This is a genomic window from Serratia sp. AXJ-M (assembly GCF_046531865.1).
In the GTDB taxonomy this organism is placed as follows: Bacteria; Pseudomonadota; Gammaproteobacteria; order Enterobacterales; family Enterobacteriaceae; genus Serratia; species Serratia liquefaciens.
Genome location: NZ_CP059394.1, coordinates 2070563 through 2084956, shown reverse-complemented (window position 1 = coordinate 2084956; position 14394 = coordinate 2070563). Strand labels below are relative to the sequence as shown.

Annotated in this window: 12 protein-coding genes; 7 read left to right on the top strand and 5 right to left on the bottom strand. The window is 52.4% G+C overall.

Annotation, left to right across the window (positions count from 1 at the left end; translation table 11 throughout):
* Positions 1-7: 7 nt before the first annotated feature.
* Genes prmC through hemA form a run of 3 tightly spaced genes read right to left on the bottom strand, consistent with a single transcriptional unit; the run spans position 8 to position 3259 of the window.
* Positions 8-880: a peptide chain release factor N(5)-glutamine methyltransferase gene (gene prmC, locus H0S68_RS09790; protein WP_142815397.1), complete on the bottom strand. Its 873-nt coding sequence runs from the start codon at positions 878-880 to the stop codon at positions 8-10.
* A complete protein-coding gene (gene prfA / locus H0S68_RS09785; protein WP_048760652.1) occupies positions 880-1965 on the bottom strand; it encodes a peptide chain release factor 1 in 1086 nt (361 codons plus the stop codon). The genes prmC and prfA overlap by 1 nt, the downstream gene beginning before the upstream one ends.
* A 31-nt stretch (positions 1966-1996) precedes the next feature.
* On the bottom strand, positions 1997-3259 hold the full coding sequence (gene hemA / locus H0S68_RS09780; protein WP_037420462.1) for a glutamyl-tRNA reductase: 1263 nt from the start codon (positions 3257-3259) through the stop codon (positions 1997-1999).
* Between the two features lie 715 nt (positions 3260-3974).
* Between hemA and lolB the strand changes: the two genes are divergently transcribed.
* From lolB to prs, 3 genes are all read left to right on the top strand, one after another.
* Positions 3975-4598 (top strand): lipoprotein insertase outer membrane protein LolB, encoded by a 624-nt coding sequence (lolB, locus tag H0S68_RS09775; protein ID WP_020826445.1) that lies wholly within the window; start codon positions 3975-3977, stop codon positions 4596-4598.
* Positions 4595-5461, top strand: coding sequence for a 4-(cytidine 5'-diphospho)-2-C-methyl-D-erythritol kinase (gene ispE / locus H0S68_RS09770; RefSeq protein ID WP_259216914.1), 867 nt, complete (start codon positions 4595-4597; stop codon positions 5459-5461). Before lolB ends, ispE begins: the two co-directional genes overlap by 4 nt.
* Positions 5462-5634: 173 nt before the next feature.
* The gene (gene prs, locus H0S68_RS09765) at positions 5635-6582 is read left to right on the top strand and encodes a ribose-phosphate diphosphokinase (RefSeq protein ID WP_041414469.1); all 948 of its coding nucleotides are present in this window, start codon (positions 5635-5637) and stop codon (positions 6580-6582) included.
* A gap of 184 nt (positions 6583-6766) precedes the next feature.
* Here prs and ychH read toward each other — a convergent pair whose 3' ends face one another.
* Positions 6767-7045, bottom strand: coding sequence for a stress-induced protein YchH (gene ychH, locus H0S68_RS09760; RefSeq protein WP_041414467.1), 279 nt, complete (start codon positions 7043-7045; stop codon positions 6767-6769).
* 313 nt (positions 7046-7358) lie between these two features.
* On the opposite strand from ychH, the gene pth reads away from it, so the two are divergent.
* Entirely contained in the window at positions 7359-7949 is a 591-nt protein-coding gene (gene pth / locus H0S68_RS09755) for an aminoacyl-tRNA hydrolase (RefSeq protein WP_020826441.1), read from the top strand.
* A 39-nt stretch (positions 7950-7988) separates the two neighbouring features.
* Here the strand turns inward: pth and H0S68_RS09750 are convergent, their stop codons facing one another.
* Positions 7989-9518, bottom strand: coding sequence for a SulP family inorganic anion transporter (locus H0S68_RS09750; RefSeq protein ID WP_410529349.1), 1530 nt, complete (start codon positions 9516-9518; stop codon positions 7989-7991).
* A 331-nt stretch (positions 9519-9849) separates the two neighbouring features.
* Here H0S68_RS09750 and ychF point away from each other — a divergent pair, with 331 nt between their 5' ends.
* The 3 genes from ychF (at position 9850) to H0S68_RS09735 (ending at position 14361) form a co-directional block, all read left to right on the top strand.
* Positions 9850-10941 (top strand): redox-regulated ATPase YchF, encoded by a 1092-nt coding sequence (gene ychF, locus H0S68_RS09745; protein WP_020826439.1) that lies wholly within the window; start codon positions 9850-9852, stop codon positions 10939-10941.
* Between the two features lie 214 nt (positions 10942-11155).
* On the top strand, positions 11156-12331 hold the full coding sequence (locus tag H0S68_RS09740) for a tyrosine-type recombinase/integrase (protein ID WP_273832452.1): 1176 nt from the start codon (positions 11156-11158) through the stop codon (positions 12329-12331).
* A 278-nt stretch (positions 12332-12609) separates the two neighbouring features.
* Positions 12610-14361, top strand: coding sequence for a caspase domain-containing protein (locus H0S68_RS09735; protein ID WP_410529348.1), 1752 nt, complete (start codon positions 12610-12612; stop codon positions 14359-14361).
* The last annotated feature ends 33 nt before the right edge of the window (positions 14362-14394 follow it).

Genomic DNA, 14394 nt, shown 5'->3' with positions numbered 1-14394 from the left:
TCCTTATTTAATCGCTGTGTGCTTCGTTATTGTTGGTTTTCAGTGATTGCTGCGGCCATTGGCCAAAGGTGACGCGATCGTTGCCACCATAATCGCGTCGGGTATCGATCGAAATAAAACCGGCGGCCTGCAGCAGTGCGCGTACGCTTTCTCCCTGCTGCCAGCCATGTTCAAGCAGCAGCCAGCCCTGTGATTGCAGGTGGTACGGCGCCTGCTGCACGATAGCGGACAAATCCGCCAGCCCCTGCTGTGGCGCCACCAGCGCGCTACTGGGCTCAAAACGAACGTCGCCCTGTGCCAAATGCGGGTCGGCGGCGTCGATATAAGGAGGGTTGCTGGCGATCAGAGCAAAAGTTTCTCCGACCAGTGGGGCAAACCAACTGCCCTGAAGGAACTGCGCGTTGCCGATCGACAGCTTCTGCGCATTGTGCTGGGCCAACGCCACCGCTTCCGGCTGTAAATCCACGCCGGTCACTTTGCAGTCTGGGCGTTCGCTGGCTAACGCCAGGGCGATGGCGCCGGTACCGGTACCGAGATCGAGAATGGCGCAAGGGGATGAGGGCAAAAGCTCCAGCGCCAACTCCACCAGGCATTCAGTGTCCGGACGCGGGATCAGGGTGGCGGGCGATACCGACAGCGGCAACGACCAAAATTCGCGCTCGCCAATCAGATAAGCTACCGGCTCACCGCGTTCACGGCGCGCCAACAATCTCTCCAACTGATCTTGCTCTTGCGGCGTCAGCACGGTTTCGCCAAACGCCATCAGGAAAGTTCTGGCCCGGCCGGTCACGAAACCCAGCAGGATTTCCGCATCGCGTCGGGCGCTTTCACTCTGCGTCAGGCGGGCAACCGCCGCCTTCAGCCAGGATTGATAGTCCATTACTCCTGCTCGGCGGACAGCGCAGCAAGCTGGTCGGCCTGGTATTCCTGCACAATCGGCTGGATCAGCATGTCGAGTTTGCCTTCCATCACCTCGTCCAGACGGTACAGCGTCAGGTTGATGCGGTGGTCAGTGACACGCCCCTGCGGGAAGTTATAGGTGCGGTTGCGGTCTGAACGATCGCCACTGCCCAGCAGGTTACGACGGGTTGAAGCTTCCGCCTGCTGGCGCTTGGCCATTTCTGCTGCACGGATACGCGCCCCCAACACCGCCATCGCTTTGGCTTTGTTCTTGTGCTGTGAGCGCTCGTCCTGACACTCCACCACAATGCCGGTCGGCAAGTGGGTAATACGGATCGCCGAGTCGGTGGTGTTAACGTGCTGACCACCTGCGCCTGAGGAACGGAAGGTGTCGATTTTCAGATCGCCCGCGTTGATCTCCGGCAGTTCAGCCTCCGGTATTTCCGGCATCACCGCCACGGTGCACGCGGAGGTATGAATACGCCCCTGCGACTCGGTTTCCGGCACGCGTTGTACGCGATGACCGCCGGATTCAAATTTGAGCTGGCCGTAAACACCGTCGCCAGAAACCTTGGCGATCACTTCTTTATAACCGCCATGCTCGCCTTCGTTGGCGCTCATGATCTCAACGCGCCAGCGGCGCATTTCGGCATAGCGGCTGTACATGCGGAACAGGTCGCCGGCGAAAATCGCCGCTTCGTCGCCGCCGGTCCCGGCGCGCACTTCCAGGAAACAACCGCGCTCGTCATCCGGATCTTTCGGCAACAGCAGCAGTTGCAGCTGCTGTTCCAGCTCTTCCGTCGCGGCCTTGGCCTGTTTCAACTCTTCCTGCGCCATTTCACGCATTTCCGGATCGTCCAGCATCACTTCCGCCGTAGCCAGATCGTCCTGCACCTGACGCCATTCCAGGAAACAGCGGCTGACATCGGTCAACTGTGCATATTCGCGCGACAGCGCACGGAACCGATCCTGCTCGGCAATAACGCCGGCATCGCCGAGCAGCGCCTGCACTTCTTCATGGCGCTCTTGTAACGCTTCCAGTTTGGCAACAATAGAAGGCTTCATGCGTGGTATTAAACCCTGTTAAAAGAGAAAACTAATGCTGATCCAGCCCGAGGCTGTCGCGTAATAATTGCAACCGCTCCACGTCGCCATCGCCGGCGGCCTGCTGGAGGGATTTGGTAGGGGCATGAATAAGACGATTGGTCAGCCGATGGGCCAGCTCGTGGATAACCTGCTCCACGTCGGCGCCCTGCGCAATCGCGGCCAGGGCTTTGGCTTCCATTTCCGCACGGATCTGATCGGCCTGCGAGCGGTAGTCGCGGATGGTTTCCACTGCGCCCTGTGAGCGCAGCCAGGCCATAAAGTTGGTGCTTTCCTGCTGAACGATCGATTCCGCCTGCACCGCCGCGGCTTTGCGCTGCGCCAGGTTGCTTTGAATGATGGCGTGCAGATCGTCCACGCTGTACAGATAGGCGTTGGCCAGCTTGCCCACTTCCGGTTCGATATCACGCGGTACGGCGATATCCACCAGCAGCATCGGCTGGTTGCGACGCGCTTTCAACGCGCGCTCCACCATCCCTTTACCGATGATCGGCAGCGGGCTGGCGGTAGAACTGATGATGATATCGGCGTCCGCCAGGCGTTCGTCGATTTCCGGTAATGTGATCACTTCCGCGCCAACTTCGTCCGCCAGCAGTTGCGCTCGTTCGCGGGTACGGTTGGCAATAATCATATGCCGTACCTTGTGCTCGCGCAGATGGCGCGCCACCAGTTCAATGGTTTCACCGGCGCCCACTAACAGCACGTTCAATTCGGCAAGTGATTCGAAGATTTGACGCGCCAACGTACAGGCTGCAAAGGCCACAGAGACCGCGCTGGCACCGATTTCTGTTTCGGTACGTACGCGTTTGGCGACAGAGAAGGATTTTTGGAACAGCCGTTCAAGCTCACCGGAAAGCGACTGGCCGCGTTGCGATTCGGCAAAGGCTTTTTTCACCTGGCCGAGGATCTGCGGTTCACCCAACACCAGCGAATCCAGCCCGCTGGCTACGCGCATCAGATGGCTGACGGCGTCGTTGCCATGGTGCCAATACAGGCTTTTGCTCACTTCTTCCGGGCGCAGATGGTGGTATTCACACAGCCAGGCAACCAGCTGTTCATGAATATGTTCCTGTTGTTCCACGCTAAGATAAAGTTCGGTGCGGTTACAGGTAGACAACACGACACCGCCCTGCACCAACGGTTGTTGGAGCAAGCTGGTTAGCGCCTGTTCGATCGACTCTGGGGAGAAGGTCACCCTTTCACGCAGAGAAACCGGAGCGGTTTTGTGATTTATACCTAACGCCAGCAGGGTCATTGCTTCGAGTAATACTTCTTTTGGTACGGGTTCTCGTTGAACGGCATTCTACTTGATGCGCGGGCTCAATAAAAGTAACAACCGCATCTTCCGTTCAATCGCTGAAATAGTCAGCATCAATCGATAAATCGCTAATAAATACAGCGGGATGACTATTAATTCGACGACATAACATACTGAATTTTAGTGCAGTATGCGATATTCCGCACAGTATTCAGCAATAACGACAACCCCTAAGCCGCCAGGCGGCGATCAAATATCCGGCGTTTACCAACCTAAAGTGCCGCAACGAAAGGTGGGATCCAAAAGAAAAGAGACCTGTTGGCAAAAAACATGCTTTGCCTGAAGATAAAAAAATGCCGCACCCGCGAAGCATAACAGCGAAATAACAATGCGTACTGACAGCTTCATGACCTTGTATTCTCCTCCGGCGATAAACTATTGCAGCATACCGCTAGCAACCTCAACTAAACGCCAACGGCCTCCGCCCTACCAGAGAGATATTCTTGTGCCCACAGCGGCAGGGTTGGGCGATTGTGTTAATCTTATCTGCAAACGCAGCGCATACCCCCGAGGCTAACCGCGGTGACAAAGCCGGGCAGATTCAAAGCGATGCAGCAAAAAATTGACGCGCCGGCGCTACCCCGCTAGCGTAAACGCTGATACCAAGGTCTCGCTGTGCGTGCCCGTAAGGACAAAAGGACAAGAGAAAGTTATGCCAATCCGCAAAGTTAGTTTGCTACGCCTGATCCCGCTGGCCAGCCTGGTGCTGGCTGCCTGTACCACCACCAAACCCAGCGGCCCGGCCACCAGCCCGACATCACCGCAATGGCGCGCCCATGAGCAAGCGGTGCAACAGCTTGAGCAGTATCAGACCCGGGGCTCTTTCGCCTACCTGTCCGATCAGAAAAAAGTCTACGCGCGCTTCTTCTGGCAGCAGTATTCGTCTGATCGTTACCGCCTGCTGCTGACCAACCCACTTGGCAGCACCGAGCTTGATCTCAACGTGCAGAAAAATGTGGTGCAGTTGACCGACAATCAGGGCAAGCGCTATGTCAGCGACAATGCCGAAGAGATGATCCGCAAACTGACCGGTATGGCAATCCCGCTGGATAACCTGCGCCAATGGATGCTCGGCCTGCCGGGTGAAGCCAACGACTTCAAGCTGGATGACCAGTATCGCCTGAACTCGCTGACCTACCAGCAAGGCGGACAGACCTGGACCGTTGACTACCAGGACTACAACAACAGCCTGCAACCGCAGTTGCCAAGCCGACTTGAGCTGAAACAGGGTGACCAGCGCATCAAACTGAAAATGGATAATTGGACGCTCAAATGATCCGTCAGTGGCCATCGCCAGCTAAACTTAATTTGTTTTTATACATTACCGGCCAACGTGAAGACGGCTATCACCTGTTGCAGACGCTGTTTCAGTTTCTGGATTACGGCGACACGCTGACCATCGATGTGCGACAGGATGACCGTATTCACCTGCTGACCCCGGTGGCGGGCGTGCCGGATGAAGAAAACCTGATTGTCCGCGCCGCACGTCTGCTGCAACAGTATTGCGAGCGCCATGGACTGGATACCGCGCCACGGGGTGCCGACATCAGCATCGAAAAGCGGCTGCCGATGGGCGGCGGGCTGGGTGGTGGCTCCTCCAACGCCGCTACGGTGCTGGTTGCGCTGAATGAACTGTGGCGCTGCGGTTTGAGCGACGACCAGCTTGCAGAACTGGGGCTGGCGCTCGGTGCCGACGTCCCTGTCTTCGTGCGTGGCCATGCAGCGTTCGCCGAAGGCATCGGTGAGCGTTTGCAGCCGGCCAACCCGCAGGAAAAATGGTATCTGGTGGCGCATCCGGGGGTCAGCATCCCTACCCCGGCAATTTTTGGCGATGCGGAATTAAAAAGAGACACCCCGGTTCGTCCGTTAAGTGTGCTGTTACAGGCAACTTACGCAAATGATTGCGAACCTATAGCAAGAAAACGTTTTCGCGAGGTTGAACAGCTTGTTTCTTGGCTGTTAGAATACGCGCCGTCACGCCTGACTGGCACAGGTGCTTGTGTGTTTGCTGAATTCGACACAGAAACCGCCGCCCGTCAGGTGTTAAATCAAGCCCCGGAGTGGATACGTGGTTTTGTAGCGCGTGGCGTTAACGTCTCTCCACTACATCGCATCCGTTCCGGGCAGATGAAACCGTAGTTCTCGTTTCGCTGCGCAGGGTCATTCACACCTGGCCCTGTAATCCCTGCGCCGCTTCGGTTTCACGTTGTTTTTTTACACACCCGTATGATATTGCGCCGGCGTCGCTAACTGCCCCGTAGCGAAGGCCGAATGACAATATCTTCTCTGGACGCATGCCTGAGGTTCTTCTCGTGCCTGATATGAAGCTTTTTGCTGGTAACGCCACCCCGGAACTAGCACAACGTATTGCCAACCGTTTGTACACCAGCCTTGGTGACGCCGCAGTAGGTCGTTTTAGCGACGGCGAAGTGAGCGTGCAAATCAACGAAAATGTACGCGGCGGTGATATTTTCATCATCCAGTCCACCTGTGCCCCTACCAACGACAACCTGATGGAACTGGTCGTTATGGTAGATGCCCTGCGTCGCGCCTCCGCAGGTCGTATTACTGCTGTTATCCCTTACTTCGGTTATGCCCGCCAGGATCGCCGCGTGCGTTCTGCTCGTGTGCCAATCACGGCCAAAGTTGTAGCCGATTTCCTCTCCAGTGTAGGGGTTGACCGCGTTTTGACGGTGGATCTGCACGCTGAACAGATCCAAGGCTTCTTCGATGTTCCGGTAGATAACGTGTTCGGTAGCCCGATCCTGCTGGAAGACATGCTGCAACAGAATCTGGAGAACCCAATCGTGGTTTCCCCAGACATCGGCGGCGTAGTGCGCGCCCGCGCAATCGCCAAACTGCTGAATGACACCGATATGGCTATCATCGATAAACGCCGCCCGCGCGCGAACGTTTCTCAGGTGATGCACATCATTGGTGACGTAGCAGGCCGTGACTGTGTACTGGTTGACGATATGATCGATACCGGCGGTACCTTATGTAAAGCGGCTGAAGCGTTGAAAGAACGCGGTGCCAAGCGCGTATTTGCCTACGCGACGCACCCGATCTTCTCCGGTAACGCCGTGGAAAACATCCGCAACTCGGTAATTGATGAAGTGATTGTCTGCGACACCATTCCGCTGTCTCCAGAAATCAAGGCCCTGAAAAACGTACGCACTCTGACGCTGTCTGGCATGCTGGCTGAAGCCATCCGCCGTATCAGCAACGAAGAGTCAATTTCTGCGATGTTCGAGCATTAATCAGTTCTCTTTTCGGTGCGGCGCCCTGCCGTACCGAAGGGATTGATGGCCCGAAAGCAGAAAAAGAAAAACCCGTTGGTGCATAGCAGCAACGGGTTTTCTACGGGTAGTCAAACATGACCTTAAGCCTTAATGCGCGGCAGATTTCCTTTGCCGTAACGCCTGTTCCCTTCTCTCTTTCTAATCAATGTGACGAACGATGATGATCGTTGCGGCAACGTTTATCAAAGTGTTTTACCCACCAGTAACGATCCGCTACCTGCTCACGACCGCCAATACGCGCACCTACCAGCCACAACAACGCACCCACGAAGATACTCATGATTGCGCCATGGGCGAAAAACTGCGGCAGGTTGAATTGCGAAACTTCAGCAACAATGGAGTATCCGACACCGCCGATCATCACGACCAGGCCCAGCCCCATAAAAAAGTTGCCCATTCTGTCCGCGTTTCTACGTTTCATATGCCACCTCCATAGTGCCATGTGCCAACCGGGATAACTCTCTAACTGGTTAACCCACTTTGATAAGTTAAGTATAGACCCTGGTTGGACAAGGTGATTGCGGAGAGGATCACAAATGGTAAAGAAAACATGACAAAACTTTACCGGAATGAGTCTATTAGCGATCAAATTGAATGATTCCGCTAATGAATTATTCTCTTTTCTGACTATAGTTTCGTCAATGCGCGACCGGGCATATCAGGATTTTGTCATTCGTGGCGTCGACAGGTAGACTATTGCCCTTTCCATTATATCGATCATAGCGAATCTCCCAGTGAGCAGTATTAAATTGATAGTCGGCCTGGCGAATCCGGGCGCTGAATACGCGCAGACGCGGCACAACGCCGGCGCCTGGTACGTCGATTTACTGGCCCAGCGCCATAACCAGCAGCTCAAAGAAGAGAGCAAGTTCTTCGGCTACACCGCCCGGCTGAACCTGGCCGGCAACGACGTGCGGCTGTTGGTGCCTACCACCTTTATGAATCTCAGCGGCAAAGCGGTATTGGCAATGGCCAATTTCTACCGCATCGAGCCGGACGAAATCCTGGTGGCGCATGACGAGCTGGATATTCCCCCCGGCGTTGCCAAGATCAAACTGGGCGGCGGCAACGGTGGCCACAACGGGCTGAAGGATATTCAGAACAAATTTGGCAATAACCCGAATTTCTATCGCTTGCGCATCGGCATCGGCCACCCGGGCGATAAAAACAAAGTGGTAGGTTTCGTGCTCGGCAAGCCGCCGGCCAGCGAACAAAAAATGATTGATGAAGCGATCGATGAAGCCGCACGCTGTACGGAAGTGCTGCTGACTGACGGGTTGGAAAAAACCGTTCGTCGCCTGCACAGCTTCAAGGCACAGGCCTGATCATCGTTGCAGCGGGCATCGCGCCCGCTGCAATCTGCCTTAGGTGCGCAGTTTAAAGGTTTCTTCGCCGACGTTAGCATTATCGGTTTGGTAACCCTCTTCCGCCACGTAATATTGCGGATCGTCCAGTTCATGGCTGCAAAACGGGCCGGCCTGTTTCAACAGGCGTACACAGTCACCGCTCAGATGACGTAGCCGAATGGTTTTCCCCGCCGACAGATAGCGTGCCGTCAGCTTATCAATCGCCTCCACGCCGCTGGAATCCATCACCCGGGTACCGGCAAAATCCAGCACCACATTTTGCGGATCGTTTTTCGGTTCGAACAGTTCGGCAAAGGCCGTGGTGGAGCCGAAGAACAGCGGCCCGTCCAGCTGATACACCGCCACCTCGCCTTCCACCCGATGCTGACGCACGCGAATACGTGCCTGCTGCCAGGCAAATACCAGCGCCGAGATGATCACCCCGCTGATCACCGCCATCGCCAGATCGGTAAAGATAGTAATCAGGGTCACCAGCAGCATCACCAGCGCATCCGCCTTCGGCATCCGGCGCAGACGGCGCAGCGAGCTCCACTCAAAGGTGTTGTAACACACCACCAGCATTACCCCGGCCAGCGCCGCCACCGGCAACAGGCCGATATAGCCCGACAGGCTGACCACAAACAGAATCAGCAGTATCGCGCCAACCACGCCGGAGATGCGCCCACGCCCGCCTGAAGTGAAGTTGATGATCGACTGGCCAATCATTGCGCAACCGGCGAAACAACCAAACAGGCCACAAACCGCGTTGCCTGCCCCCTGGGCGATGCTCTCGCGGTTGCCGTTGCCTTTCTTGCCGCCCATTTCATCCAGCACCGTCATGGTAAGCAGCGATTCGATCAGCCCCACCAGCGCGATTACCACTGCGTACGGCAACACCACTTTCAGCATCTCGAGGGTAAAAGGCGCCATCGGCAGGCTGAAGTGCGGTAATGCACCGGAAATGTCCGCCAAATCGCCGACCCGCAGCGTTTGCAGGTTAAACCCGATTGCCAGAGCAGAAACCACGATAAGCGCCGCCAGTGACGCGGGGATGACGCGCGTCAACCGTGGGAAGAACACCACCACCAAGATCGCCAGAGCCACCAGCCCATACATCAGCAGCCCCTGCCCGGCAATCATATGCAGTTGCGCCAGCATAATGACAATCGCCAGCCCGTTCACGAAGCCGTGAACCGCGGGCAGCGGCACCAGCCGGATAAACTTACCCAGGCGGAAAATGCCGATCAGGATTTGGATAACCCCGGCAAAAATCGTCGCCCACAGTACGTACCCCATGCCGTACTGCGCCGCCAGGCTCATCAGCACCACCACGATTGAACCGGCTGCACCCGACACCATGCCCGGCTTGCCGCCAAACAGCGCGGTGACCAGCCCGATAATAAAGGCGGTGTGCAACCCGACGATCGGAGAAAGCCCGGCGACCAGCGAAAAGCCGACCGCTTCCGGGATCATTGAAACCGCCACCACAAAGCCCGCCAGCACCTCGTTCTTGACGGCCGACAGCCTGAAATTGTTCAGGTTAAACATGGATTATTCACTTCTGACAGATAAAACACATTCCCGCAGCACGGGAACCAAGGCCGCAGGGCGCGGCAAACCTCAGGAGGGGGATAGCTTAGGGTGGACTGGGCAAGAAGGACATCCGGCACGTTTCCTGTAGGTTAATCAGAAGTGTCAGTATGTGTAAATGTGATCCAAATCTCAATCAAAAACCGGCACTGCCTCGGCATTTACCCATCACACACAGCCAGATCGAGAAAAACGGCCATTACGTGTATAATGGCGCCATTATTTCGTCCTTTATGCAGTGGGTTAAACCTAACCGGCTGATAGTTAAGATATTTAAGGTGATAACAACATGGGATTCAAATGCGGTATCGTCGGCCTGCCTAACGTAGGCAAATCCACCCTGTTCAACGCGTTGACCAAAGCGGGTATCGAAGCAGCCAACTTCCCGTTCTGCACCATTGAACCTAACACCGGTGTGGTGCCGATGCCCGATCCGCGTCTGGACCAGCTGGCCGAGATCGTCAAGCCACAGCGTATCCTGCCGACCACCATGGAATTCGTCGACATCGCCGGCCTGGTTAAGGGCGCGTCCAAAGGTGAAGGCTTGGGTAACCAATTCCTGACCAACATCCGCGAAACCGAAGCGATTGGCCACGTGGTTCGCTGCTTCGAAAACGACAACATCATCCACGTTAACAACAAAGTTGACCCGGCTGACGACATCGACGTCATCAACACCGAACTGGCCTTGTCGGATCTCGACACCTGCGAACGCGCGATCCACCGCGTGCAGAAGAAAGCCAAAGGCGGCGACAAAGACGCGAAAGCGGAACTGGCAGCCCTGGAAAAATGCCTGCCACAGCTGGAAAACGCCGGCATGCTGCGTGCGCTGGATCTGTCCGAAGAAGACAAGGCGGCAATCCGCTACCTGAGCTTCCTGACGCTGAAACCAACCATGTACATCGCCAACGTCAACGAAGACGGTTTCGAAAACAACCCGTACCTGGACAAAGTGCGTGAAATCGCTGCGGGCGAAGGCTCGGTTGTGGTTGCCGTGTGCGCCGCAGTAGAATCCGATATCGCCGAGCTGGAAGACGAAGACCGCGAAGAATTCATGGCGGAACTGGGCCTGGAAGAGCCGGGTCTGAACCGCGTGATCCGCGCCGGTTACGAGTTGCTGAACCTGCAGACCTACTTCACCGCCGGTGTGAAAGAAGTCCGCGCCTGGACCATCCCGGTTGGCGCTACCGCCCCGCAGGCAGCCGGCAAGATCCACACCGACTTCGAAAAAGGCTTTATCCGCGCCCAGACCATCGCTTTTGAAGACTTCATCACCTACAAGGGTGAGCAAGGTGCCAAAGAAGCCGGCAAGATGCGTTCAGAAGGTAAAGACTACATCGTTAAAGACGGCGACGTGATGAACTTCTTGTTCAACGTCTAAATAAAATTTGTTGTCTCGCGAGGTCTTAATTAACCTCATGAAAATCACAAAACACTATAAAATCCACGCAATTGCGTGGATTTTTCATTTCATAATGTCTCAACTCATCTCGTAAAAACGCTGTCAAAAATGAGTACATTGATGAGTACAACATTCTTCCATCTTCATTTTAAGTGAGTACAATAGCGGTATAAGAAATAGACAAGGACTCGCTATGCTCACTGATACGCAATGCCGCACTGCTAAGCCGAAAGAAAAACTCTATCGACTCAATGACTTCAATGGTCTCTACCTCGAAGTGAAACCCAACGGCAAAAAGGCATGGCGCTATCGGTTTAAACTCAACGGCAAATCCAGCATGTTCGCGTTGGGTGAGTACCCAACGGTCAAACTTGCCGAAGCTCGCGAAAAATGTGAGCAAGCGCGTAAACAAGTCGCGAATGGAGTTAGCCCGACACAGGCTCGCCAGTTAGATAAGATCCGCAAGGTCAACGACGCATCCAACACCTTTGAGCTGATCGCCAAAGAGTGGTTGCAGATGAAAGACTGGGCCGAAATCACCAAAACGCGGCGACTGGATATGCTTGAACGTGTGGTTTTTCCCGCCATCGGTAAGCTCCCTGTCAGAGAGATCACTCCACACCATATACTTAAAATTCTTCAGGAAACCGCTAAACGAGGAGCACCAACAGTTGCCGCTGAAGCCCGTCGCACCATTTCATCAGTTTTTGAGTTGGCAGTCGCGACGCTTAGAGCTGATAGCGATCCCGTATGGCCTGTGCGCAAGGCCCTTCCGGCTAATAAGACACAGCACAAACAGGCACTAAATCCTCAGCAAATCGGAAAGTTACTAAGCTGTTTTGACAATAGTCGTGGCTCGTATCAGGTTAACTATTGCATGTGGCTTATGTGGTGGACATTGGCGCGTCCTGCAGAAGCCACCGAAGCAGAATGGACAGAATTCGATCTTAATAACGCCCTATGGACCATTCCGGCAGCGCGAATGAAAGCCCGCAGAGAACACGTTATTCCCCTACCCTTCCAAGCTGTCAAAATGCTCAGAACACTACAGGGGTTAACCGGGCATCGGCAGCACCTTTTCCCGGGCAGAGATAATCCGCTAGGGCCAATGACATCGCACTCGCTGCGCCAGCTACTTAAAAGCCTCGGATGGAGTGGCATTTATAGTCCCCATGCTACCCGAACTACAGGAAGTACGCGTTTAAACGAAATGGGCTATCGACCTGATGCTATTGAGGCCCAACTTGCACACGCTGATACCAACAATGTTCGTCGCACATACAACCATGCAACTTATCTTGATGAGCGAAAGGCTATGATGCAGGAATGGGCAGATATGTTGGACAAATGGGTAGCAGAATTCGAGTAGAACTTACTGCACTTAGTGAACCACGAGGATAGAACTCATTCTTCAGGGTCCACTTTGTGCCAGGAGCGGACATTGCGCACATCGAACACTGTTAATTTATGGCTTACTGGTCAAATGTTTTTTCACTAAAATGTTCACTGAAATCTCCAGCTGACTTCGTAGCGTACACTAAGAGCGGGTTTTGTAGTTATAACATTAAAGGAACGCAGCATAATGAATAAACAAAGTGATATAATCACAACGATACCAACAACGATCTGATACGATGGAATATGCTTATGAAAGATCTTCGTTACTTCCTAAAGGAAAGTTATATCAATAGCAGGGCCTTAGTTATTGGTATAAACAAATATAAGAATGTATCCCCTCTCGCATATGCAGTTAATGATGCATTAGAAATAAAGAGTTTACTCATCAATGAATTCGATTTCGAGGAGAGTAATATATCATTTCTTCTTGATGAAAACGCTACCAAAGAAAATATATTAAGAGCATTTTCCAGACTTACAAGGGATGATGTCGAACTAGATGAGAGGATTTTCATTTTTTATGCTGGACATGGTGAAACACGAACTGGAATTTATGGTGAAGTTGGGTTTCTTGTGCCGCATGATGCAATCACAGATGATCTATCTACCTTTATACGCTGGGATGAACTTACCAAAAATGCAGAGTTGATAAGAGCTAAACATATACTTTTCGTCATGGATGCCTGCTATGGTGGGTTGGCATTAACACGAGGAATAGGTCCAGGAAGTACTCGCTTCTTAAATGATATGATGTTGCGGTATTCCAGACAAGTGCTGACAGCCGGTAAAGCCGATGAGACTGTCGCAGATTCTGGTGGTCCTTTGCCAAATCATTCTGTATTCACTGGCCATCTAATAGAAGGCCTTAAAGGAAAAGCATTAACCGAAAACGGCGTATTAACCGCCAATGGTTTGATGACTTATGTTTACAACAAAGTATCAAATGATAAATCTTCCAACCAAAGTCCGCATTACGGATATATTGATGGTGATGGGGATTTTATTTTCAAATCTCCTTCTTGGTCCAATGACAATTCAGAGGAAACAACGGATAATGATAGATTAATTTCGATTCCCTATTTTCAGACAGAATTCTCTCCTTTAAGGGCTGAAGATAAAATAAGAAAAACAAAACAATTACTGGCGAATGATTCATCCTCTATCGAGTTACATGACTTTGTGATTGATGAAGTTAAAAATTTTCTTTCTGAAACAAGTGAAGATTTTTTCTCAGTAAACGGGCAGTTTACTAAAGAAGAGCTCCTTGAGAGGATTTCTAAATATGAAAACACATCTAAAAATATAATACTAATAGTTTCTTGTGTTTCATATTGGGCTCGAACAATTCATATTCCATTATTAAGTAAAGCATTAGCTCGTGCAACCGACAGACTGGAAAGAGGAAGTGGTTTAACTATATGGTTAAATCTACGGTGGTATCCTTTAATAATGCAGTTTTATGCTTTGGGGATAGCTGCATTTGAAAATAAAAAATATGACACATTATTTAATATTTTCTTTATAAAATTAGACTCATCACTTTCGAGCAATGGTAAGCCGTTATATTTCTCTGAAGCCATTTCCAATGCCATTCTTGAGCTGACTAGGCAAGATGTGTTTAAGCAGCTCCCCGGTTTTGAAAGGCATTTCGTACCAATGAGTGAGCATCTCCATACCATCTTGCAACCATTAATTGATGATACCCTGTTTATTGGGAAGAATTACGAAAATGCTTTTGATGATTTTGAATGTTTCTTTGCACTTGTCATTGCAGATCTGCATCATCAGCAAGAGCGAACAGTATGGGGACCTATCGGTCGTTTTGGTTGGAAAGAAAAAAGATCGTACAATTCTCCATTATCTAATATGATCAAGGAAGCCAAAGAACAAGGCGTTAACTGGGAGCCATTAAAATGTGGGTTCTTTGGGGGGGATATTTCTAGGTTCTCTTTAGTTGCCGATGAATATTTAAAAGGAATATCAAACTTGCATTGGCATTAATTATTGGTTTAAGTGCCTTTATATAAACGATAA

Excerpts from the sequence above, each read along its gene's own strand:
- prmC (WP_142815397.1), bottom strand. The coding sequence starts at position 880 with ATGGACTATCAATCCTGGCTGAAGGCGGCGGTTGCCCGCCTGACGCAG.
- prfA (WP_048760652.1), bottom strand. The coding sequence starts at position 1,965 with ATGAAGCCTTCTATTGTTGCCAAACTGGAAGCGTTACAAGAGCGCCAT.
- hemA (WP_037420462.1), bottom strand. The coding sequence starts at position 3,259 with ATGACCCTGCTGGCGTTAGGTATAAATCACAAAACCGCTCCGGTTTCT.
- lolB (WP_020826445.1), top strand. The coding sequence starts at position 3,975 with ATGCCAATCCGCAAAGTTAGTTTGCTACGCCTGATCCCGCTGGCCAGC.
- ispE (WP_259216914.1), top strand. The coding sequence starts at position 4,595 with ATGATCCGTCAGTGGCCATCGCCAGCTAAACTTAATTTGTTTTTATAC.
- ychH (WP_041414467.1), bottom strand. The coding sequence starts at position 7,045 with ATGAAACGTAGAAACGCGGACAGAATGGGCAACTTTTTTATGGGGCTG.
- H0S68_RS09750 (WP_410529349.1), bottom strand. The coding sequence starts at position 9,518 with ATGTTTAACCTGAACAATTTCAGGCTGTCGGCCGTCAAGAACGAGGTG.
- ychF (WP_020826439.1), top strand. The coding sequence starts at position 9,850 with ATGGGATTCAAATGCGGTATCGTCGGCCTGCCTAACGTAGGCAAATCC.
- H0S68_RS09740 (WP_273832452.1), top strand. The coding sequence starts at position 11,156 with ATGCTCACTGATACGCAATGCCGCACTGCTAAGCCGAAAGAAAAACTC.
- H0S68_RS09735 (WP_410529348.1), top strand. The coding sequence starts at position 12,610 with ATGAAAGATCTTCGTTACTTCCTAAAGGAAAGTTATATCAATAGCAGG.